Below are 21334 nucleotides of genomic sequence, written 5' to 3'. Positions count from 1 at the left end.
TCGGAGCTTTGTGCATAAAAAAGAGGATGTATCAATTTTGACACACCCTCTTTTTTTTCTTTTATCTTTTGGGAGATTTCTTTCAACCTCCACTTACTTTTACATTAGCTTAGAGCAATTTCTTGCTGAGCTGTTCGAGCATATCTACAGTCATGCTCTTGAGGTCGTATTGTGGTTTCCAGTTCCATTCGCTACGAGCGCAAGAGTCGTCCAAACGATCTGGCCAGCTGTCAGCAATACCTTGCTTCAATGGGTCTACATCGTAAACCATTTCAAAGTTAGGCTTGTGTTTCTTAATTTCAGCAAATATTTCTTCTGGTTCAAAACTCATAGCCGCAACATTGAAACCATTGTGGTGAATAAGCTTTGTTGGGTCGGCTTCCATTAAAGAAATAGCTGCATGCAATGCATCTGGCATATACATCATATCCATGTAGGTTCCTTTATTTATAGGACATACAAATTTTTCGCCTTTCACTGCTGAATAATAAATATCTACAGCGTAGTCGGTTGTACCACCACCTGGAGGTGTTACGTATGAAATAATACCTGGGAAACGTACCGAACGGGTGTCTACACCATATTTTTTCTGATAGTAGTCTGAAAGTAACTCGGTAGTAACCTTAGAAACTCCATAAATTGTTCCTGGACGCTGAACAGTATCTTGTGGTGTCATGTCGTGAGGAGTGCTTGGACCGAACGAACCAATAGAACTTGGTGTGAACACTGCACACTTGTTTTCGCGAGCAATCTCAAGAATATTCCAAAGACCATCAATTCCTATTTTCCATGCCAAACGTGGTTTTCCTTCTGCTACTACTGATAATAATGCTGCAAGGTTGTAGATTGTGTCGATGTTGTACTTCTTCACTACTGCAGTAATCATTTCAGGGTTGGTAACATCGCATTCAGCCGATGGACCACCTTCAAGAAGTTCGCCAGTAGGTTCTGCACCTTTAATGAAACCTGCAACTACGTTGTTGCCACCGTAAATGTTGCGCAATTCTCTTACAAGCTCTGAGCCAATCTGGCCTGTAGAGCCAATAACCAAAATATTTTTCATATTATTATTGAATAGATTTTTTTGTTTTATGGCGCAAAGTTAACTACTTTTTTGATTAATTTAGGAATTAAAAGTATTAATGTTGTATAAAAAAAAGGGCTTGATTTAAAATAATCAGAATTTAAGTTCCTTTTTTCAAAAAATATCAAGACCTTTGTACTTGAAAATAATTAAAAACTTTAATGCTATGTATGGTAAAATGAAAGAACATCTCTGCGAAGCACTCGCAGGACTTAAAGATGCAGGTCTTTACAAGGAAGAACGTATTATTGAAGGACCACAGCAAGCAGAAATCTTTGTTAAAGGCAAGAATGTGTTGAACTTCTGTGCTAATAACTATCTTGGTTTGTCTAATCACCCTCGCCTTATTGAAGGTGCAAAGAATATGATGGACAAGCGTGGTTTCGGTATGTCTTCTGTACGTTTTATCTGCGGAACACAAGATAGCCACAAGGAATTAGAAGCTGCTATTTCTGATTATTTCCAAACCGAAGATACTATTCTTTATGCAGCTTGCTTCGATGCAAACGGCGGTGTATTTGGCGCTTTGTTTAACGAAGAAGATGCTATTATTTCTGACGCATTGAATCACGCTTCAATCATCGACGGTGTTCGTCTTTGTAAAGCTAAGCGTTACCGTTATGCAAATGGTAATATGGAAGAGTTGGAGAAATGTTTACAAGAAGCACAGGCACAACGTTTCCGTATTGTTGTAACTGATGGTGTATTCTCTATGGACGGTAATGTTGCTCCAATGGATAAGATTTGCGACCTTGCTGAAAAATATAATGCACTTGTTATGGTTGACGAAAGCCACTCTGCAGGTGTAGTTGGAGAAACAGGACATGGTGTAAGCGAACTCTGCAAAACTTATGGTCGTGTAGACATTTATACTGGTACACTCGGTAAGGCATTCGGTGGTGCTCTCGGAGGTTTCACTACTGGCCGTAAGGAAATTATCGATATGCTTCGTCAAAGTAGCCGTCCTTATCTCTTCTCTAATTCTTTGGCTCCAAGCATTATTGGTGCGAGTCTCGAAGTTTTCAAGATGTTGAAGGAAAGCAACGAATTGCACGATAAGTTGGTTGAGAACGTAAACTATTTCCGCGATAAGATGATGGCAGCTGGTTTCGATATCAAACCAACACAAAGTGCTATCTGCGCTGTTATGCTTTACGATGCTAAACTTTCACAAGTTTATGCTTCAAAGATGCTCGACGAAGGCATCTATGTTACAGGTTTCTACTATCCAGTAGTTCCAAAGAACGAAGCACGTATCCGTGTTCAAATCTCTGCTGGTCACAATCGTGAACAACTCGACAAGTGTATCAACGCTTTCATTAAGATTGGTAAAGAACTCGGTGTGCTGAAATAAGATTCTGATACAATTATTATAAAACAATAAAGGTGGATTTAAATCCACCTTTATTGTTTATGTTTTATGAATTAAAAGTACGGTTACTATTTTATCTTTACTTTTTCCGTATAATGGTCAGCCCATCTCGCAATGGAAGTATTACATTTTCTATTCTGTCATCTTGCGCAATAAAATCGTTAAATTTGCGAATACCCTGTGTTTGATGGTCGCGGTCGTAAGCTTTATCGGTAACATGGCCGTCCCAAAGTGTATTGTCGGCAAGTATATAACCACCGGAGCGTAACATTTTCAAAACTGTTTCGTAGGTTTCAAGATATGTACGCTTATCACCATCTACAAAAACCATATCGAAAGTAATGCCTAATTTAGGCGCTTCGATATTTGCATCACCAATACGGAAATCTATTTTTTGTGCAACTGCCGAGCCTTCTATCCATGGACGTGTAAAATCTTCCATTTCGTCGTTTATTTCAAACGTATAAAGTTTGCCATCTTCAGGTAGTCCTTCGGCAATACAAATGGCAGAATATCCGCTGAAAGTGCCCACTTCCAGCACGTTTTTCGGTTGTATCATTTGTACCAACATCTTCAGAAGGCGACCTTGCAGATGTCCACTGGCCATTCGTCCGTGAATGGTGTGTATGTTTGTTGCTCTGTAAAGTCGATATAAATAATCTCCTTCTGGAGTTATATGGTCGAGAATATACTTATCTAATTGTTCGGTTTCTGTCATCGTTACTTGATCTTTTACTATTCAGATGTTTTATCTATACCTTTTAAAGCCTCTACTGCCAAGCGGTAAGAGTTCATTCCAAATCCTTGAATAGTACCGATGCAAGCTGGTGTAATCATTGAATGGTGACGATATTCCTCACGGTTTTTCACATTACTTATATGTACTTCCACCACAGGAACTGTAATGGCACGAATACAATCTTGAAGCGCAATGCTGGTATGAGTGTATGCTCCAGCGTTCAATATAATGCCGTTGTAGGTATATCCAACCTCTTGCAACTTGTCAATAAGTTTTCCTTCTACATTGCTTTGATAATATTCAATGTCGATATCGGAGTACATTGCACGAAGTTTAAGCAAGTATTCCTCCATAGAAAGGCTGCCGTAGATATTTGGTTCGCGCTTCCCTAAGAGGTTAAGGTTAGGACCATTGATGATGATTATTTTCATATTACACAGAAATTACTTATCTTTGCACCAATTGGCGCACTACGGCTGCAAAAATACACAATAATATGGAAACGAGCAAAGAAACATCTTCTAATCTTATTCGTAAGTATCAGCGTTATCTGAAGCTAGAGAAAGACTATTCGCCAAATACGCTTGATGCTTACATTCGCGATTTAGAAAAGTTGCTGAATTTCCTTGCTGGTGAAAAGAAGACACCACAAGAGGCAAAGCTAGAAGATATAGAGAATTTTGCAGCAACTGTGTGTGATCTTGGTATAGGTGCTCGGTCGCTGGCCCGAATATTGAGCGGTGTCAGACAATTTTATCGTTTTTTAGTGCTTGATGGTTACATGGAATCAGACCCAACCGAACTTCTTGAATCGCCAAAACAGCCACAACATTTACCAGAAGTACTTTCTACAGTTGAAGTTGATATGCTGGAACGCGCCATTGATTTGTCAAAATGGGAAGGACATCGTAATCGTGCTATTATAGAAGTACTGTTTTCTTGCGGTTTGCGTGTGTCGGAACTTACACATCTGAAGCTTTCCAACCTTTATCGAGAGGAGGAATTTATTCGCGTTATGGGTAAAGGTTCTAAAGAACGCCTTGTACCAATATCGCCAAAAGCATTGAAAGAATTAGATTTTTGGTTTGCTGATCGTAACCAAATGAAGATAAAAGAGGGAGAAGAGGATTATGTTTTCTTGAATAGAAGAGGAGCACATCTTACCCGAACTATGATTCTGATAATGATAAAGAACTACGCACGGGAGGCTGGAATAAAGAAAACAATATCGCCACACACACTACGACATTCTTTTGCTACTGCTTTGCTTGAGGGAGGAGCCAACTTACGCTCTATTCAAGCAATGCTTGGGCATGAAAGTATCGGTACAACGGAAATCTATACGCACATTGATACAACAACATTGCGAGAGGAAATTCTTAACCATCACCCACGAAATATTGCTTACAACAAAGAGTTTGAGCAATAAAAAAACAATAACGAAAACAACCACGGACAATGGAAAAGAAAACAACCATACTCACCATTACTGGTTCAGATAGTACAGGTGGCTCTGGTGTACAAGCTGATATAAAAACCATAACCATGTTAGGGGCATACGCTGCAACTGCTATTACTTCGGTTACGGCGCAGGACACTGAAGGCATACGACAACTTTACGATATTCCTGCAGAAGTTTTGGATATGCAGATTCGTGCCGTATTGAACGATTTAAAACCTAATGCGGTGAAGATTGGTATGCTTCGAAATGTGGAACAAGTATTTACTGTGGAGCGATTGTTGCACGAGTATAATCCAGAATTTGTACTTTTAGATGCCGTTATTATCAGTAGTAAAGGCAAAATGCTCATGCCTAAGAAGGTGGTAGACGCAATGGTACAATGTCTTTTCCCTTTGAGTAGTATCGTAATCATGAAGCAAAATAGTGCTGCTTATATGTTACAGGAGGGTGAAACACACAGCAACGAAGCGTTGGAACAAATGGCAAGGAAGATATTGCAGTTTGGTTGCGAAGCTGTAGCACTGCAGGGAGGAGTTATAACTAAGGCTTCTCTCACCGATGTGTTGGTGGAAAGCAATAGCACAGTAGCCCATTTCTATACACGTCCTGGCTTTATAGACCGAATTACACATGGATCTGGTGGTGCCTTTACATCGGCAGTAGCTGTTCATCTATGTGCAGGCGATACTTTAGAATGTGCTATCGGACAAGCTTCAGATTATATGTGTCAACTTATTTTGCGCTCTGCCGACTCTAATCTTGGTACAAATGCACAGTTGCTTGATCATAGTAGTGACTTACCAAGGCAAACTATATCTGACAGAATGTTGGAATTGTATAACCAATTGATGGATAACATTGCTGCCAATCACCGCAAAACGGGAGAAGTAAGATTCTATGCTAATGCGCTAAACGTTACTCCTCGCTACTTGGCACAAGTAACACGGCGTGTTGCAGGACGAACTCCGAAACAGCTGATTGATGACTATATAATAAAAGAGGTAGAAGCAAATCTGGCTGGAACAACCCGAAATATTCAGGAAATAGCCTTTGCTTTCGGTTTCTCATCGCAAGTACAATTCAACAAATTCTTTAAAAAGATGAAAGGATGTGCGCCTGGACAATATCGGAAACAGGCAAGAAGCGTAGCAGTAGATACTCAGTTTCCGTAACTTGTAGGCTCCGTTTGTAATATCAAAAGCATGGTATGGGAATGTTGTAAAACCTATGAAGATAAGTAAGAAACAAGAGTTCTAAATAAGGTAAAGTCGGTTAAGATAAATCTGAAATATGGTTTTAAAAACAGTTAAGTCAATTAGTACAAGCCAGATGAAGGTTCCTTAAAGCATAAAATAATGCAATTTCTCCATAAAAAATTTGTGTATAATGCAAAAAAGCATTATCTTTGCACCCGCAATTGTCCTATGGTGTAATGGTAGCACAACAGGTTTTGGTTCTGTTTGTGGTGGTTCGAATCCGCCTAGGACAACTTTTTATAAAGATTTATTATCGGTTAATATGTTGTTTACAGCATGTTAACCGTTTTTCTTTTTTACGCAATAAGATAAGAATTACTCCCTGTTTTTCTAACTGAACCATCTGTAAGGCAAGTTCGTCATAATTTTGTTGAATTATGATGGTTTCACTTATGGGCATAAAAAAAGGAGTACCGCTGTACTCCAACCTTTGTTAACCTTAAATCTAATACTATGAAAAACACGATGCAAAGATAGGGTGATTTATTCGATAATGAAAATATTATGCCGACAAAATTACCAATTTGTTGGTTTTATTGATTTAAATCAATTGATTATGGTAGGTTTTAGAACTTTAATCTATGACTTTGCAAGTTTTTGGTACTACTTGCTTACATAAAAGAAAAAACGGATAAAAAGGGGTTGTTGCTGTATAAAGGTACAATTGTAAAGCTTTTGTGTAGAAACAAGCAAAGCTATTTGAGATTCTATTTTGCTTAATAATGTCCAACCATATCTTTTAAAACATCAAACCAACATAGCAAAATTTATTATTTTAATAAGGTGTAAAAAAGTACGTTTATTTTGGTTTTATAGGTCGAAATTGCTATCTTTGCATCGCAAAATAGACATAAAACATTTAAAAAATAAAAATATACTATGGATTTACTTAACCAAATTATCGCACGTGCTAAAGCGAACAAGCAGCGCATTGTGCTTCCGGAAGCAGAGGAAGAAAGAACTCTTAGAGCTGCAGACAAGGTATTAGCCGATGAAATTGCAGAATTAATTCTCATCGGTAATCCTGATAACATTAAGAAGTTGGCTGGCGAATGGGGGTTAAAACATATTGACAAGGCTACGATTATAGACCCTGAGAACAACCCACGCAGTGAGGAATACGCTGAAAAACTTACTGAACTGCGTCAGAAAAAGGGTATGACGATTGAGAAAGCACGCGAGTTGGTAAAGAATAACCTATACTTAGGTTGCATGATTATAAAGACAGAAGGAGCAGACGGACAGATTTCGGGTGCTCTTTCAACTACTGGTGATACACTTCGCCCTGCATTGCAGATTATTAAATGCGCTCCTGGAGTTAGCGTTGTAAGTGGTGCTATGCTCGTATTGACGCACGAAGCACAATACGGAGAGAACGGTGTGGTAGTTATGGGTGATGTTGCAGTAACACCAAATCCAACAGCTGAGCAGATGGCACAGATTGCTTATACTACTGCAGCAACCGCAAGAAGTGTGGCAGGCTTTAAGAATCCTAACGTAGCTATGCTTAGTTTCTCTACCAAAGGTTCTGCAACCGATGCAATAGATAAGGCTACTGGTAAGAGCGTTTATATTATTGACAAGGTTGTTGAGGCTACAAAAATAGCAAAAGAAAAGTATCCTGACTTAAGAGTAGACGGCGAATTGCAGGCTGATGCAGCCCTCGATCCTGCTGTTGCTGCTAAGAAAGCTAAGGATTCTGATATTGCAGGCAAGGCAAACGTACTTGTTGTGCCAAACCTCGAAGTAGGAAATATCGGCTATAAGTTGGTTCAACGCCTTGGTGGTGCTACTGCTATTGGCCCAATCCTTCAAGGTATTGCACGTCCAGTAAACGACCTTTCACGTGGATGTTCGGTAGATGATATCTACTATATGGTAGCTATTACAGCTTGCCAGGCACAAGATTCTAAGGCGTAAATTAAGGAATTAAGGGGAGTTAGAGAGCGCACAACAGTTCTTTAACTCCTCTATTTTATTTTAATCAGAAAACAAAAATGACATTATGAAGATATTAGTATTAAATTGTGGCAGTAGCTCTATCAAGTACAAGTTGTACGATATGACTGACGAAAGTGTACTTGCACAAGGTGGCGCAGAGCGTGTTGGATTGGACGAAGCGTTTGTTAAGGTTACCTTACCGGACGGAAGCAAGGAGAAAATAATGCATGATATGCCCGATCACAAGGAAGGTGTTAAGTTTGTATTCGAACTTTTGCTTGACCCAAAGTATGGTGCATTGAAGAGTTTGGACGAGATTGACGCTGTTGGACACCGTGTTGTGCAGGGTGGAGACCTCTTCGAAAAGAGCTGTATCGTAACCAAAGAAGTTGAAAAAGGTATAGAAAGTCTCATCGATCTCGCACCTGTTCACAACTTAGGACACCTCCGTGGTCTTAGAGCAGTAGATTCATTGATGCCCCATACACCACAGGTAACAGTGTTCGATAATGCTTTCCACAGCACAATGCCTCCTCATGCATACCTCTATGCTGTGCCTTATGAAATGTACGAAAAGTATCATGTACGTCGTTATGGCTTCCATGGAACAAGTCATCGTTACGTTTCTAAGCGTGCTTGCGAATTCCTTGGAGTTGACTATAAGAGCCAAAAGATAATCACTTGCCATATTGGTAACGGTGCTTCAATGGCTGCCATCAAGGACGGAAAGGTTATTGATACATCAATGGGACTTACTCCTTTGGCAGGTATGATGATGGGTTCACGTTGTGGAGACATCGATGCTTCTGCCGTAACCTATATGATGGAGAAGCTTGGAAAGACTCCACAAGAAATGGCAGACTACCTTAACAAGGAGAGCGGTGTACTCGGTATCACTGGAATTAGTTCTGATATGCGCGAAATTGAGGCTGCTGAAGCTGCTGGAAACGAACGTGCTATCCTTGCTTTAAAGATGTATACATACCGCATTAAGAAGTATATTGGTGCTTATGCAGCAGCCATGGGCGGTGTTGATATAATTATTTGGACTGCAGGTGTAGGCGAAAACCAAATAGGTCTTCGTTTGGATGCATGCACAGGACTGGAGTTCCTTGGTATTAAGATGGACGAAGAGAAGAACAAGTGCCGCGGTGTTGAGCGTGTTCTCTCTACCGATGACTCAAAGGTAAAGGTTGTTTTGATACCTACCGACGAAGAAATTGTAATTGCTCGCGACACACAAGAGCTTGTGATGGCAGCGAAGAAATAAAAAGGAAGATAGGTTTTTATCTCCTAAAAGGTAAAAGGTGGTTGTCATCACGACAACCACCTTTTTGACTAAACTTAATCTACAAACCTGAGTTTTATTCTAAATGATGAATTTCTATCTTTTATTTATCACATCTTTTTCTACTCTTTGAGAGTGTTAGTTTTTTATTATTTAAAAACTGTTTACAAATATACACTCTTTCGTTTAACTGTCCAAATTTATTCAACGAACGGCCTTTTTCTTTCAACGAACTCGTAATCAATAAGAAAGAATGAAGGAAAGATAATGTTATAAAAGTGTTTTATTATAACAAGCTTTCCCCTTCCACATAGTCTTCGAGGAAGGTATGTTCTCCATCAAATACGAGATAAGTGAACTGCCATATCCAATCTCCAAGAATAAACATACGCACTTTGTCGTCAAGCATAAGGTCGAGCTTTATGTGTCGATGCCCATATACAAAGTAATCTATATCTTTATGCGTCTTCATATATTCCTTGGTATATTGCACTAAGTATTCTTTCTCTTCTCCAAGGAAGGGAAGTTCTTTTCCATCTGTACGTTTCAGTCGGCTCTTTTTAGCCCAACCAAGTCCTAATTGCATTCCCCACCATGGGTGAAAGAAGTTCAATAGTCGCTGGCAGGCACGGTTATGGAATATCTTTCTCAGTATTTTGAACAGCGGGTCAGGGTCTCCAAGCCCGTCACCATGTGCTAAGTAGAATACCTTATCGTGAATTTCGGTTGTAATATCGCGTCTGTGCAGTATTACTCCGCACTCTTCTTCCAAGTATCCGTAGGTCCAAATATCATGATTTCCTACGAAATAATGTACCTCTACCCCCATATCTGTAAGTTCAGAAATCTTTCCCAAGAAGCGTGTATAGCCTTTCGGGACAACGTGTTTGTACTCGTCCCAAAAGTCAAACATATCTCCTAACAGATAGATTGCTTCTGCTTTCTCCTTTATACTGTCCAAAAAGCGCACTAAACGTCGCTCTTGTGTTCGTCGGTGCTTTATGGCTAACGAACCGAGATGGGCATCGGAAAGGAAATAAACATTCTTCATTATCTTACAGTTTGGTTGTTTACTACGGGTGAAATTAGTCGAAGCCGAGTTCTACACGTGCTTCTTCCGACATCATACTTTGGTCCCAAGTGGGTTCAAAGACAAGTTCTATGTTAGCAACTTTTACACCTTTCACACCCTCTACCTTTGTTCTTACGTCCTCGTAGATATAGTCGGCTGCAGGACAAGATGGCGAAGTGAAAGTCATATCCATTTCCAATGTTCCGTCTTCCTGCAAATCTATCTTGTAAATCATACCGAGGTCGTATATGTTTACAGGTATTTCGGGGTCGTAGACGGTCTTTAAAACGTCTACAATTTCTTCTTCTATCTTTGTTTTTTCTTCTTGTGTCATAATCTTTTTACTTCGTTAAAGGCCTTGCTAAAGGCTACCTAATATTTGCAAAGATAGCGATTATATTTTACATTCGTATGCTATTTGCTAACTATTTTCTGCCAATTGGCTGTCTGTTAAGACGTTTTAGTCTGTATTTAAAGAACTATTTTTTCGATTGTTAGTGTGTAAATGTGCGGGCAAGATAACTGCATTAAGGCATGATGTCTTTTATTTTTCGCACCATCAAAGTGGTGAGACTGTTAGAGAAGACTTCGCCTATTTTGTTCTTAAAAAGTCAGAGTAGTTTGCTTATAAAACCGCTCTTATTTGTAAAGAAAAACACAAATAAAAAGCAGTATAGATACTATTGCATTGCAAAAGAGCCTGTTTTGCGCTGCAATATAGGCACTTTTGGCGTGCAAAACAGGCACTTTTGCAACGCAAAACAATGGGTGTTGCAATGCGTTGATATTCAGTTTATTGAGTGTTGGTTGTACTCGTGAACTTTCTTTACAAACTTTCTGCTTTCTTTTTGTTCTTAAATGAAGTTGTTTCCATGCTTGTGTGTGGTCTTAAAACACCATGTTACGCTTGTAGGGATAATAGTTAGAAAGTATGTTATAAGTAAGAAAAATCCCTGTAAGCAGTATAATAACTTGCTTACAGGGATTTTAATATATTACTGTGGCAGCCTATTAGTTATCTGCTGCCGTGCGTTTAGTGTTGCTTACCAGATGTGAGCGCGCTTGTTAGCAGGGATAAAGAGCTTGTCGCTCTTCTTGATTTTGAATGCATCGTACCATGCATCGATTTCTGGGAGCGCAGCGTTTACACGTGCCATGTTAGGCGAGTGTGGGTCAACAGTGATGAGATACTCGAGGTATTCAGGGCGAGCGTTGCCTGCCCATACACGTGCCCATGAGAGGAAGAAGCGTTGTTCAGGTGTGAAACCGTCTATAACCTTCAATGGTTTCTTCTTCATGCTGTTCTGTAAAGCACGGAATGCGATGTTCAAACCACCATTATCACCGATGTTTTCGCCCAAAGTGAGTTGGCCGTTCACCTTCTTGCCGTTTACAACCTCTACCTTACTGAAGTGGTCTACCAAAACTTTTGAACGATCTTGGAAGTTCTTCTTGTCCTGTGCGGTCCACCAATCGCGTTGATTACCAGTCTTATCGAACTGCGAACCTTGGTCGTCAAAGCCGTGACTCATCTCGTGTCCGATTACAGCACCGATACCACCATAGTTCACTGCATCGTCTGCGTTAGGGTCAAAGAATGGAGGTTGGAGGATAGCAGCAGGGAAACAGATTTCGTTTGTAGTAGGATTGTAGTAGGCATTGATGGTCTGTGGCGTCATGCCCCATTCCATTTTGTCTACTGGTTTGTTTACTTTTCTGTTTAATTCGTCTTGCAAGAAGAATTCACTAACGTTCTGCATGTTAGCATAGAGCGATAGTTTCTCGTCTATTTGTAGCCCGCTGTAGTCGCGCCACTTGTCTGGATAGCCAATCTTAACAATGAAGTTGTCGAGCTTATCCTTTGCTTGTGCTTTGGTTGCAGCGCTCATCCAAGTTGATTCTTGTATGCGTTGTGCGAGTGCTTCCTGCAGGTTCTTCACGAGTTCTATCATGTGTTTCTTGCTGCTTTCAGGGAAATACTTCTCTACATAGAGCTTTCCTACAGCCTCACCGAATACACTTGACACAGTACCTACGGCACGTTTCCAACGTGGACGGTCTTGTTGTGCACCGCTTACAACGCTGTTATACTTGAAACTTTCAGCACGGAAAGCATCGCTCAGCTGGCTTGAAGCACCTGATATAACCTTAATCTCAGCGTAAGCCTTAAGGTCTTCCAACTTTGTTTCGGCGAGAATCTTCTCTACTTCATGTATTGGTTCAGGCTGACCAACGTCTACTGCATCGAAAGGAGGGAAGCCTGTCTGAAGGAAAACATTACCCCAGTCGATGCCAGGGAAGTTCATTACGAGTTCGTTGTAGCTCATCTTGTGATAGTTTTTATCTGTATCGCGGAGCTGAACGTTCGAATAACTTGCCTTTGCTATGCGTGTTTCGATGGCCATTATGGCTTCAACCTTCTTCTCAGCAGTAGCTTCGTCGTTGCCAACCATCTTGAAAAGGTTCTTCATATAGGCTTTGTAAGCATCGCGAACCTTCACTGTCTGCGCATCATTGTTCAGATAGTAGTCACGTGTACCCATACCTAAGCCGCCTTGACCAATAGAAACGATGTTCATAGATGCGTTGCGCATGTCGGCACCTACGCCAATTCCGTACATCATAGTGTTTTCTCCACGACGGTCAAGCTGCGCTGTTACAACCTGATATTCCTTGTTGCTCTTGATAGCAGCAATACGATCGAGTGTTGGTTTCAGCGGTGTCCAGCCCTCACGGTTTAGGCGTGCGCTGTCCATCATCATATTATAGAGGCTTCCAAGCTTTTGTCCGAGCGTTCCTTGTGGCTGTGGCTTGTTGGCATACTCCATGATTAGCTCTTGAATACGCTTTTGGTTCTCTTCGAAAAGGTCTGTAAAGGCACCGTTATTGGTATGTTCTGCATCCAAAGGATTGTTCTTTAACCAACCGCCCGCAGCGTATTGGTAGAAGTCAGTGCCTGGTTTCACGTTCAGGTTCATGTTCTTTTTATCGATACCTGACGTTGTGTTTTGAGCATTAGCAGTCATTGCCGCAAACAGGCAAGCTGCTATTAGTGTTCTCTTTTTCATGTTTTAAGTTGTTATTTTGTTGTTATAATATTTCTTTATTGACGTTTTTTGCGCACAAAAGCCCCACGATTTTCAGTGAGACTCCTATATATTATGCTAAATTCACTGCAATATTATAAATAATTTTTATATGTAGCAAGTTTTTAAAGCGTAAAGTATGTGCCCCGACTTACTTTATAGGGTTTTACGAAATATGATGTTATGTCCGATGGGATATAACATCATATTTCCTTAAAAGCTACACAGGTTGTATTAGGTTCCACTGTTTTTCAATCTCTTTGATATCGATATTGAGCAGCGTCATCTGTCTAAAAACTTCTGGTAGCATATCGTTCATAAATTCATTCTTGCGTTGTGCGAGTATTCTCGTACGTGCATTGGACGACACGAAATAGCCTAAGCCTCGCTTATTGTAGATTATCTCCTCGCGAGCGAGTAGCTCATACGCTTTAACAGCAGTGTTTGTGTTCACCTGAAGCATGATAGCGTATTCTCGAACCGAGGGGATTCGGTCGTCTGCCTTGTAGTTTTGGGCAATTATTTCGTCGCAAAGGCGTTCTGCCATCTGCTCGTATATTGCCTTGTTACTATTGAAATTCATAATTAAATCCTTTCTATTGAAGTTGAGAGAGGGGGTTGTGGTGGGCTGCGAACAGCCCTATCCACATGCAATAACTGTTTAAATATTTAGCCAGCGAGTGTTGATGGCCTGCAATCTGCAGTAGATGCGGTAAGATAAGAAGTACCAAAGAACAATCTGAATGGCGTTAATAAATATGCTCCACCAAGTCGTTTGCATCCATTCTGGTATGTATAAAGTGTATTCTGTATTTTCTATTACGAAGAAAGCATAGCTTAAAAACAAGGCTGAAAACGCTATACCAATACCCATGAGTACTAAAGATGTTTGCAGCCATGGTGTTTTTCTGAATAACATACCACCCAACATATAAATCGCATTCATATTTATTATGCCCATTACGATAATGGCAAAATATGCATTATGGTCTATGTAAAAAAATGATAGGATCTTATCATCTATCAGATAACTCAGAAATTCATGCATAAACTTAGTTGCTGAATAATATGTTCCTTGATGTAGTAGCATGTTAATGAGCATCTGCAAGAGGTCGCCTACGAAGAAAGCGACTATTGTAAGTACCAAAGGAACAATAGTAACACCTAATACGCGTGCAGTAAACCTTTCCAGGTTGGTTGCTGGCAATGTTAGTTCATTTATCCTTTTTTGCTTTGTTTTCAAGTCAGAAATAATATTTCCACCACTAACAGTAAATAAGATTATAATGCCATAGAATATAAAAAATGTGGCTGCAAACATGGTTTGTTCATGATAATCGTAGCTTATTGCCTCAAGATTGAATGGGTTGTATGCGAAGGAATAAGTTAGGGCAACCCCCAAAATTATTCCTAAGAATAGTTTGACGTACTCTTTTTTCCTTACCATAAGGAGTCTTAAGAACACATTACCAAATCTTTGTATATTGAAAGTTTCCATATTTATAGTATTGTTTATTTTTGTTTTATGATGTTTTTTTATTTGTTTTATTTAGCACGAGTGGTTTGGTCATCTATGCTTCCCATACCCCTCATTGTATAGATTGGCTTGTTGCGGGTTACACCTTTGAGTGTTACAGAACAATTGCCTAGTACATCTACGTTCACATTATTGCCCAAGGCAAAGTCTATATCTGCTGAACTATTCCCCATAATATTCATATTTAAGTCGTTTATGGTTAGCTTCGACAAATCAATACTAGCATTTCCTTCTAACTTCATCGTTAGCTTTTTTGCTGTAAGACCTGTGATATCAATAGAGGAATTACCGAAAATGTAAAAGTCAACATTGTCTCCTGTTATCGGTTTGTTGATGTCTATAGACGAGTTTCCTACTTGCTTAATCTTTCGTAAGGTAGGTATTGTGATGATAGCCTCGATAAAATAGTCATAGCTATCGTGTCTTCCTAAATCTATCTCCCTTTTGTTATTGAATTTATCGCTTACATTTGATAAAATCAATACGTCATCTTTAACTTTTACTTCTGTTTCTTTAACCAGTTTTTCCTTGCCTTTCAGAACTACCTTAGTTGTGTTGCCAGGAATGATTTTTACTGATATGTTGTCGTGAATCTCAATATCTTTGAATGATTCTGTCTTAATTTCTTTTGTGCTTAGCTTGCCAAATTCTTGCTTTTTACGTATGCATGATGCAAATAACAAACCGAAAATGAATAGCGAAAGACAAATATTAAATGTAAAACCAAATATCTTTTTCATGTTATTGTCTCCTTTTACATATTATTATAACTTGCCTAAAGTAGCTGCATTAAAGAGCAACTCTAAGTTGATAGTAGTCTCTGGGCTGTCTGGTTTTCTGCGTGCTATTACAGCATTGCCTTGCAATGATGGTTCGGCGTAGAGCACGCTACTGTCCATTTCGTTGCTATTGCGATAGCTAAACTCGTATTCTTTCGCAATGTCTTCTACCGATGCGTTTACCAACATCTCCGAGTTGTTGAGGATAAACACATGGTCGAGCAGCTGCTCTACATCGTGTACTTGGTGTGTAGAGATAATAAGTGAAGAGTCAGCGGGTAGATTTCCTGCTATCACCTTGCGGAAAAGAGCCTTAGAAGGAATATCAAGACCATTTGTTGGCTCGTCCATCAGGAGCAGCTGGCAGCATGAAGCCACTGCGAAACTCATATAAATCTTCTTCTTCTGACCCATTGAGAGGTGCTTGAAGTTAATGTCTGACTCCATTTCGAAGTCTTTTAAGCAGTTAAATAGGATCTCTTCGCTGAAGCGAGGGTAAAAGTCTTGGTGAACTTTTACGTACTGCTTCAGCGTGAGATCGGGAAGATTATATTCTTCTGGCACTACATATATCTCGCGAAGCATCTCTGGGTGGCGCTTTTTAGCCTCCATTCCATCGATGTAAACTTCTCCACCTTTGGGGCGTAATAAGCCTGATATTAGGTAAAGCAAGGTACTTTTACCCATACCATTCTTTCCTAACAGACCATAAACTTGGTTTCCTTGGAGTGTAAGATTCAATCCATCGAACACCTTTTTCTTGTTTCCTGGATAACTGAATACTAAGTTTTTGATTTCAATCATAGCCGTTTATATTTTTAATTGTTATGTTGTTTAATACTGTAATACTTTAATAGTACACTGCAAAAGTATTGTTTTATTTCATTACCTCCAAACTTTTGGGCAACTTTTTTCATAAAATAGTGAAATATTTCTTTTACTATTGCATTTTAATAGGATTACACCTTATTATATATAAAAGCAATATTATGAAATGCAAGAAAAGTAATTGAAATATAAGTCAATTGAAAAGAAAATGCAATATGCATATTCATTTTGTTGTAAAAATATTCGATGATTTTGTATGAGAGGCGAAAAAAGAACTATTAAAAGTAAGAATTTTAATATATTTCTTGCATAAACAAAAAACAATATGTATATTTGCACATGTTTAACGCATAGATATGCCGCAATATGAAAGTAAAGACTAAAAGATTAGAGACTATTAAGATGCTTATCTCAAGCATGGAGTTGAGTTCACAAGAAGAAGTTATCAAAGCGTTAGAGAAGGAAGGCTTTAAGCTAACACAGGCTACGTTGAGCCGCGACCTCAAGCAGTTGAAGGTGGCAAAGGCTGCCTCAATGGGAGGAAAATATGTTTATGTGCTCCCTAACGACACAATGTATAAGCGTGTTTCTACCCCTGGAAAGGCATCAGAGATGCTTCTTCGTAGCGGTTATCTTTCCATTCACTTCTCAGGTCAGATGGCTATTATAAAGACACGCCCAGGCTATGCCAGTGCGATTGCCTATAATTTAGATAATAGCGACTTGCCCGAGATATTGGGAACGATAGCTGGTGATGATACGATTTTTATTGTTTTTAAGGAGGGTTGTACACACGATGAAGTACTGAAATCGCTCTCTTTCGTTATTCCTGAACTAACAGCATAACGTAACAACGAGAAGGATAAAACAAAATTCTAACATAACGATTTTATAGGAAAAGTACTTCGTATTTGTAAAAGTATTTCGGAGTTAAAACGAAAGAATCGGTTTGACATTGCAAAAGCGCCTGTTTTGTATCGCAAAACAGGCGCTTTTATCGTGCAAAATAGGCACTTTTGCAATGCAAAACAGGCTCTATTGCAACGTGTTGATATAAAGGTTGTTACACAATAATTATGCTTTGAAAAAATGTTTACATAATTTTGACCTTGTATTTTTAAAAATATAAGGGTGTATTACCAGTTTATCTGCTGATGTCCGATTGTATTCTGTCGTAGAATTGAGATAGGATTTCCAACATATCATCGGGCAAATAGCTGAATGCTTTCTCTGCCATCGACTCTGGAATTTCGTAGTATGCTTCGGCAACCGAACCCGCTATGCAAGCCTTTGTATCGGTGTCGCCATCGCAAAGCACAGCCAAACGTATTGTTTCCTCGAAGCTATTGGCGTCCAAAAAGCATCGCAAAGCCATCGGAACCGTTTCCTGGCAAGTAGCGTCGAAATGGTTTTGTGCTCCAATCTTGCGTATATCGCGCATTGATGGTAGCTCGTATGCATAAAATTTTCGTATTTTTCGCTCTACGTCAGACTTGGTAAAGCGCATGTGTCGTAGCCAGCATATAGTCTCGGCAATGCACTGTGCACCCTTGATGCCCTCTTCGTGGTTGTGCGAAACCTCTGCCGTTTTTTTGGCTTCGTCTATTACTTCCTCCCAATCCGAGAAGAGCCAGCCCACTGGACTAACGCGCATGGCGGCACCATTGCCGTACGAATTCTTCGGTTGCGGGTTGATTTCGTGCAGCCAATTGCTGAAAATGTTGCCGTATCCGCCCATTGGAGTAGGGTAACGGTGGCACCAATCCAACAGCGCATCCTTATAAGAGCGTCCGTTTAGAACGGCATCGGCAATGGCAACAGTGCAGATTGTGTCGTCAGTGTAAGAACATTCGTCGGTGAAAAGCTCGAAATCTTTTTCCGGTACAGGTCCAAATTCAAAGCGTGAACCTACAATATCTCCTATAATTGCTCCAAGCATACAGTGGAATAGTTTAATTAAGACGTCCAGAAATTAGTAATGTTGTACCCCCGATGAGAATCGAACTCATATTTCAGCTTTAGGAGAGCCGTGTTCTATCCATTGAACTACAAGGGCATTATGCTTGGTTTATTGTTGCGTATAGCCTTTTTTACGCACACATAATCCTATGCAAAGATAGCAAAAAAAAGTGTTTTATTAGTTATTTGCTACTTTTTTTTCGTTTTCTGTTAAACTTTTAATCGTAAGAAAAGTCTTAGATTATGTTATGAACAAGATGATTACGTTATTGCTACTCGTTGTATTGAATACGACAGCAACGCTTGCACAAGGCTCTGTGAAGGGCAAAGTATTAGACAAAAAGACTGATTCAGGTATTGAATTCATAAATATCGTGATACGAAAAGAAGGGAGCGACAAAATACTTAAAGGTGCTATAACCGACACCGAAGGGCATTTCGTAATACAAGATGTTCCTAATGGTAACTACACACTTACCGCAAGTAGTATCGGATACAAAGATGTTGTGAGAAAGTTCAGCCTTACAGCAACTGCGCCTAACAAGAGTTTTATGGCACTTTATATGTCTGAAGACGCCCAATCGCTTGGCGAAGTGGTGGTAACGGCCCAGCGTTCGGACATGAAATTAGAGGTAGACCGCAAGACATTCAGCGTAGATCAGCAGATAGCTAATGCGGGCGGAGCAGCTTCAGACGTATTGGAAAACATACCAAGCGTGGAGGTTGATAATGACGGCAACGTATCGTTGCGTGGTAATTCAAGTGTTGAGATATGGATAAATGGTAAGTCGTCGGGGCTAACAAGCGACAATCGTGCCAGCATATTGCAACAATTGCCAGCCGAAAGCATAGAGCGTATAGAAGTAATTGATAATCCTTCGTCGAAATTTTCGGCTGAAGGCTCGGCAGGTATCATCAATATTGTCTTAAAAAAGAACCTTAAAGCGGGCTATTATGGTAGCGTTCAGGCTGGAGGAGATACACGAGGAGGTGCCAACACATCGGTAAGTATCAACTACAACAGTTCGTTAATCGATGCCTATGCTAATGTTGGCTATCGCCATAATAAGAAAGAAGGAGGGGTGTGGAGCGAACAAAACAACTTCAACACAAATACTTATCAACGATATAAAAGCCTTAGCGAAGGACAAGGCAACAACCTTTTCACACGTGCAGGCATAACATTGCATGCTACAAAGAAGGACGACATCTCGCTGAGTGGTATGTTTACACTCGGAAAACATAATAATGGTAGCCTTACACCATATGAATACGGACCCATTGGTTCGCCCATTAACAGCAGTTTGATGTATCGTAACAGCAACAGCAGCAACGATTCGCACATGATGCACCTTGAATTCGACTATCGACACAGCTTCTCTGATAAGCATTACTTGGACTTTAGTGTGGGCTACGATAAGTGGAAGGCAGACAACGAGAATATTTATCAAGACTCAACCACCTATTTTGATGCAGCTGGTTATCCTAAAGCAATGCCTGGAACAAGTGGAAACTATCAGCGCAAACCTATGTATGTGAACAATAATTCATGGGAAATAAAGCTCGATTACGAAAATCAAATATCAAAAGCGTTGCGACTTCAGGCTGGTTATCAAGCCAACTTGTCGAAAGAAAATACACCACAAGAAAGCTTTGTAGACCGCAACAGCTGGGCAGGATATAACCCTGTGGAAGACCAACTCTACTATAATCGCTTTATATATAAAAACAACATACATGCCCTATACACCACCTTATCTTATAATATGGGCAAGTTCGGTTTGATGGCAGGCCTCCGTGGCGAATACTGGAAGGTGAATACGGAAAGCTATTCGTGGGCTCAGGAACACAATCCAAGCTTGAGAAGTACGCCTTTCGAGAAGGATTTCTTCCAGCTTTTCCCAAGTATCTTTATGAGTTATCAGCTAACTCAGAACGACCAACTGCAATTAAACTACACTCGTCGCCTGCGTAGACCATGGGGAGGACAGCTTAATTCGTTCAGAAACACAAGCGATGCAACTGTTATTTCGTTCGGTAATCCTGAGCTAACACCAGAATATAGCAATTCGTTCTCGTTGAACTATCTGCGCACTTGGCCTGAACATTCGCTGTTAGTATCGGCTTATTATCGTCCAACTACCGATGTGATGCAACGCATTACTTATCGTAACTCAACCGATGGACTGCTTTATCAAACCAATTTCAACGTTGCTAAGAGTACAGCTACGGGTTTAGAGCTTACTGCAAAGAACAAGTTGTTCCGCATTTTGAACCTCTCTACTTCAGCAAACTTCTACTATTACAAGCTCGATGGGTTTAATTTCGACATCGATAGGCAGACAATTATAGGAAAAGGCAATAGCAGTTTCACATGGAATGCACGTATGCAGGCAAGTCTTATGCTGCCATACGATATGTCGGTTCAGCTTACAGGTAACTACAACAGCCGCCAAACGCTGGCTCAAGGCTATAGAGAACCAAGCGGAAGCATAGACTTTGGTTTCAGAAAGAGCTTCTTTAACAAGATGTTAGTGCTGTCGGTAAACTGTCGTGACTTGCTCGATACACGCAGATGGAAGACTTATACCAGCAGCGAGTCGTTTACTCGCAATCAAGAAAGCTGGCGTTCTGGGCGCAATTTCCGCTTTACGCTTACATGGAACTTCGGAAATTCGAAGAAGAATAAGAAGAAAGACAACAATATGGAGATGGATGAAGACTTCGGAAGTCAGCCATACGGAAATGGAGGAGGGGAGTAAATGTAATGCTCTTTTCTACATTGGAGATAGCCAAAGAAGGCATATCAGACAACATTTGATATGCCTTCATTTTATATTAAAAGCAACAATACAAAGTAAAACACAGCTAGCTTGAGGGCTTGATGTGTTCATTTTATTATACGAAAAACGGCAGTAGTACTAAGAAGAA

The 21334-nt window shown here is 40.0% G+C and carries 18 protein-coding genes and 2 tRNA genes; 8 read left to right on the top strand and 12 right to left on the bottom strand.

The features are described from left to right. Nucleotides 1-109: 109 nt before the first annotated feature. Nucleotides 110-1063, bottom strand: a complete 954-nt coding sequence (locus HXN26_RS08400) for an NAD-dependent epimerase/dehydratase family protein (protein ID WP_273160603.1) — start codon at nucleotides 1061-1063, stop codon at nucleotides 110-112. Between the two features lie 187 nt (nucleotides 1064-1250). Here HXN26_RS08400 and kbl point away from each other — a divergent pair, with 187 nt between their 5' ends. Continuing rightward, a complete protein-coding gene (gene kbl / locus HXN26_RS08395) occupies nucleotides 1251-2438 on the top strand; it encodes a glycine C-acetyltransferase (RefSeq protein WP_025000532.1) in 1188 nt (395 codons plus the stop codon). A gap of 97 nt (nucleotides 2439-2535) precedes the next feature. On the opposite strand, the gene HXN26_RS08390 is transcribed toward kbl, so the two are convergent. Beyond that, nucleotides 2536-3174, bottom strand: a complete 639-nt coding sequence (locus HXN26_RS08390; RefSeq protein ID WP_273160601.1) for an O-methyltransferase — start codon at nucleotides 3172-3174, stop codon at nucleotides 2536-2538. 17 nt (nucleotides 3175-3191) lie between these two features. After that, nucleotides 3192-3626, bottom strand: a complete 435-nt coding sequence (aroQ, locus tag HXN26_RS08385; RefSeq protein WP_273160599.1) for a type II 3-dehydroquinate dehydratase — start codon at nucleotides 3624-3626, stop codon at nucleotides 3192-3194. Nucleotides 3627-3691: 65 nt separating this feature from the next. On the opposite strand from aroQ, the gene xerD reads away from it, so the two are divergent. The 5 genes from xerD to HXN26_RS08360 all read left to right on the top strand — a co-directional run bounded on the left by xerD (nucleotide 3692) and on the right by HXN26_RS08360 (nucleotide 9124). Further along, a complete protein-coding gene (gene xerD, locus HXN26_RS08380) occupies nucleotides 3692-4624 on the top strand; it encodes a site-specific tyrosine recombinase XerD (RefSeq protein WP_273160597.1) in 933 nt (310 codons plus the stop codon). 29 nt (nucleotides 4625-4653) lie between these two features. After that, a complete protein-coding gene (locus HXN26_RS08375; protein ID WP_025000536.1) occupies nucleotides 4654-5829 on the top strand; it encodes a hydroxymethylpyrimidine/phosphomethylpyrimidine kinase in 1176 nt (391 codons plus the stop codon). Between the two features lie 246 nt (nucleotides 5830-6075). Then, a tRNA-Gln gene (locus tag HXN26_RS08370) sits at nucleotides 6076-6146 on the top strand. Nucleotides 6147-6792: 646 nt separating this feature from the next. Then, entirely contained in the window at nucleotides 6793-7833 is a 1041-nt protein-coding gene (pta, locus tag HXN26_RS08365) for a phosphate acetyltransferase (RefSeq protein ID WP_025000537.1), read from the top strand. A gap of 85 nt (nucleotides 7834-7918) precedes the next feature. Next, nucleotides 7919-9124: an acetate/propionate family kinase gene (locus HXN26_RS08360; protein WP_273160594.1), complete on the top strand. Its 1206-nt coding sequence runs from the start codon at nucleotides 7919-7921 to the stop codon at nucleotides 9122-9124. A 304-nt stretch (nucleotides 9125-9428) separates the two neighbouring features. Here the strand turns inward: HXN26_RS08360 and HXN26_RS08355 are convergent, their stop codons facing one another. The 7 genes from HXN26_RS08355 to HXN26_RS08325 form a co-directional block, all read right to left on the bottom strand. Then, the gene (locus HXN26_RS08355; RefSeq protein WP_025000539.1) at nucleotides 9429-10193 is read right to left on the bottom strand and encodes a UDP-2,3-diacylglucosamine diphosphatase; all 765 of its coding nucleotides are present in this window, start codon (nucleotides 10191-10193) and stop codon (nucleotides 9429-9431) included. A gap of 34 nt (nucleotides 10194-10227) precedes the next feature. Beyond that, nucleotides 10228-10548 (bottom strand): iron-sulfur cluster assembly protein, encoded by a 321-nt coding sequence (locus tag HXN26_RS08350; protein ID WP_025000540.1) that lies wholly within the window; start codon nucleotides 10546-10548, stop codon nucleotides 10228-10230. A gap of 709 nt (nucleotides 10549-11257) precedes the next feature. Then, the gene (locus tag HXN26_RS08345) at nucleotides 11258-13282 is read right to left on the bottom strand and encodes a M13 family metallopeptidase (protein WP_273160589.1); all 2025 of its coding nucleotides are present in this window, start codon (nucleotides 13280-13282) and stop codon (nucleotides 11258-11260) included. Between the two features lie 238 nt (nucleotides 13283-13520). After that, nucleotides 13521-13883 (bottom strand): GntR family transcriptional regulator, encoded by a 363-nt coding sequence (locus HXN26_RS08340; protein ID WP_273160587.1) that lies wholly within the window; start codon nucleotides 13881-13883, stop codon nucleotides 13521-13523. Nucleotides 13884-13961: 78 nt separating this feature from the next. Further along, nucleotides 13962-14798: a hypothetical protein gene (locus tag HXN26_RS08335; protein WP_273160585.1), complete on the bottom strand. Its 837-nt coding sequence runs from the start codon at nucleotides 14796-14798 to the stop codon at nucleotides 13962-13964. A 47-nt stretch (nucleotides 14799-14845) separates the two neighbouring features. Continuing rightward, nucleotides 14846-15577 (bottom strand): GIN domain-containing protein, encoded by a 732-nt coding sequence (locus HXN26_RS08330; RefSeq protein ID WP_273160583.1) that lies wholly within the window; start codon nucleotides 15575-15577, stop codon nucleotides 14846-14848. 24 nt (nucleotides 15578-15601) lie between these two features. Beyond that, entirely contained in the window at nucleotides 15602-16420 is an 819-nt protein-coding gene (locus HXN26_RS08325; RefSeq protein WP_273160580.1) for an ABC transporter ATP-binding protein, read from the bottom strand. Nucleotides 16421-16810: 390 nt separating this feature from the next. Between HXN26_RS08325 and argR the strand changes: the two genes are divergently transcribed. Beyond that, a complete protein-coding gene (gene argR, locus HXN26_RS08320; RefSeq protein ID WP_025000413.1) occupies nucleotides 16811-17290 on the top strand; it encodes an arginine repressor in 480 nt (159 codons plus the stop codon). Nucleotides 17291-17588: 298 nt separating this feature from the next. Here argR and HXN26_RS08315 read toward each other — a convergent pair whose 3' ends face one another. Both HXN26_RS08315 and HXN26_RS08310 read right to left on the bottom strand, forming a co-directional pair. Continuing rightward, a complete protein-coding gene (locus HXN26_RS08315) occupies nucleotides 17589-18383 on the bottom strand; it encodes an ADP-ribosylglycohydrolase family protein (RefSeq protein ID WP_273160576.1) in 795 nt (264 codons plus the stop codon). A 45-nt stretch (nucleotides 18384-18428) separates the two neighbouring features. Beyond that, nucleotides 18429-18500, bottom strand: a tRNA-Arg gene (locus HXN26_RS08310). Nucleotides 18501-18651: 151 nt separating this feature from the next. Here HXN26_RS08310 and HXN26_RS08305 point away from each other — a divergent pair. Continuing rightward, complete coding sequence (locus HXN26_RS08305) at nucleotides 18652-21165, top strand: TonB-dependent receptor (protein WP_273160575.1); 2514 nt, start codon at nucleotides 18652-18654, stop codon at nucleotides 21163-21165. Nucleotides 21166-21334 lie beyond the last annotated feature (169 nt).

This window comes from Prevotella aurantiaca (genome assembly GCF_015262605.1).
GTDB classification, from domain to species: domain Bacteria; phylum Bacteroidota; class Bacteroidia; order Bacteroidales; family Bacteroidaceae; genus Prevotella; species Prevotella aurantiaca.
The sequence above is the reverse complement of the archived record's forward strand: the minus strand, read 5'-3'. Positions and strand labels throughout refer to the sequence as shown.

Bases quoted from the DNA above. Each gene is read 5' to 3' on its own strand.
- aroQ (WP_273160599.1), bottom strand. From the start codon at position 3,626: ATGAAAATAATCATCATCAATGGTCCTAACCTTAACCTCTTAGGGAAG.
- HXN26_RS08335 (WP_273160585.1), bottom strand. From the start codon at position 14,798: ATGGAAACTTTCAATATACAAAGATTTGGTAATGTGTTCTTAAGACTC.
- HXN26_RS08350 (WP_025000540.1), bottom strand. From the start codon at position 10,548: ATGACACAAGAAGAAAAAACAAAGATAGAAGAAGAAATTGTAGACGTT.
- HXN26_RS08355 (WP_025000539.1), bottom strand. From the start codon at position 10,193: ATGAAGAATGTTTATTTCCTTTCCGATGCCCATCTCGGTTCGTTAGCC.
- HXN26_RS08325 (WP_273160580.1), bottom strand. From the start codon at position 16,420: ATGATTGAAATCAAAAACTTAGTATTCAGTTATCCAGGAAACAAGAAA.
- HXN26_RS08400 (WP_273160603.1), bottom strand. From the start codon at position 1,063: ATGAAAAATATTTTGGTTATTGGCTCTACAGGCCAGATTGGCTCAGAG.
- HXN26_RS08330 (WP_273160583.1), bottom strand. From the start codon at position 15,577: ATGAAAAAGATATTTGGTTTTACATTTAATATTTGTCTTTCGCTATTC.
- argR (WP_025000413.1), top strand. From the start codon at position 16,811: ATGAAAGTAAAGACTAAAAGATTAGAGACTATTAAGATGCTTATCTCA.
- HXN26_RS08315 (WP_273160576.1), bottom strand. From the start codon at position 18,383: ATGCTTGGAGCAATTATAGGAGATATTGTAGGTTCACGCTTTGAATTT.
- HXN26_RS08345 (WP_273160589.1), bottom strand. From the start codon at position 13,282: ATGAAAAAGAGAACACTAATAGCAGCTTGCCTGTTTGCGGCAATGACT.
- HXN26_RS08305 (WP_273160575.1), top strand. From the start codon at position 18,652: ATGAACAAGATGATTACGTTATTGCTACTCGTTGTATTGAATACGACA.
- pta (WP_025000537.1), top strand. From the start codon at position 6,793: ATGGATTTACTTAACCAAATTATCGCACGTGCTAAAGCGAACAAGCAG.
- HXN26_RS08340 (WP_273160587.1), bottom strand. From the start codon at position 13,883: ATGAATTTCAATAGTAACAAGGCAATATACGAGCAGATGGCAGAACGC.
- HXN26_RS08375 (WP_025000536.1), top strand. From the start codon at position 4,654: ATGGAAAAGAAAACAACCATACTCACCATTACTGGTTCAGATAGTACA.
- kbl (WP_025000532.1), top strand. From the start codon at position 1,251: ATGTATGGTAAAATGAAAGAACATCTCTGCGAAGCACTCGCAGGACTT.
- xerD (WP_273160597.1), top strand. From the start codon at position 3,692: ATGGAAACGAGCAAAGAAACATCTTCTAATCTTATTCGTAAGTATCAG.
- HXN26_RS08390 (WP_273160601.1), bottom strand. From the start codon at position 3,174: ATGACAGAAACCGAACAATTAGATAAGTATATTCTCGACCATATAACT.
- HXN26_RS08360 (WP_273160594.1), top strand. From the start codon at position 7,919: ATGAAGATATTAGTATTAAATTGTGGCAGTAGCTCTATCAAGTACAAG.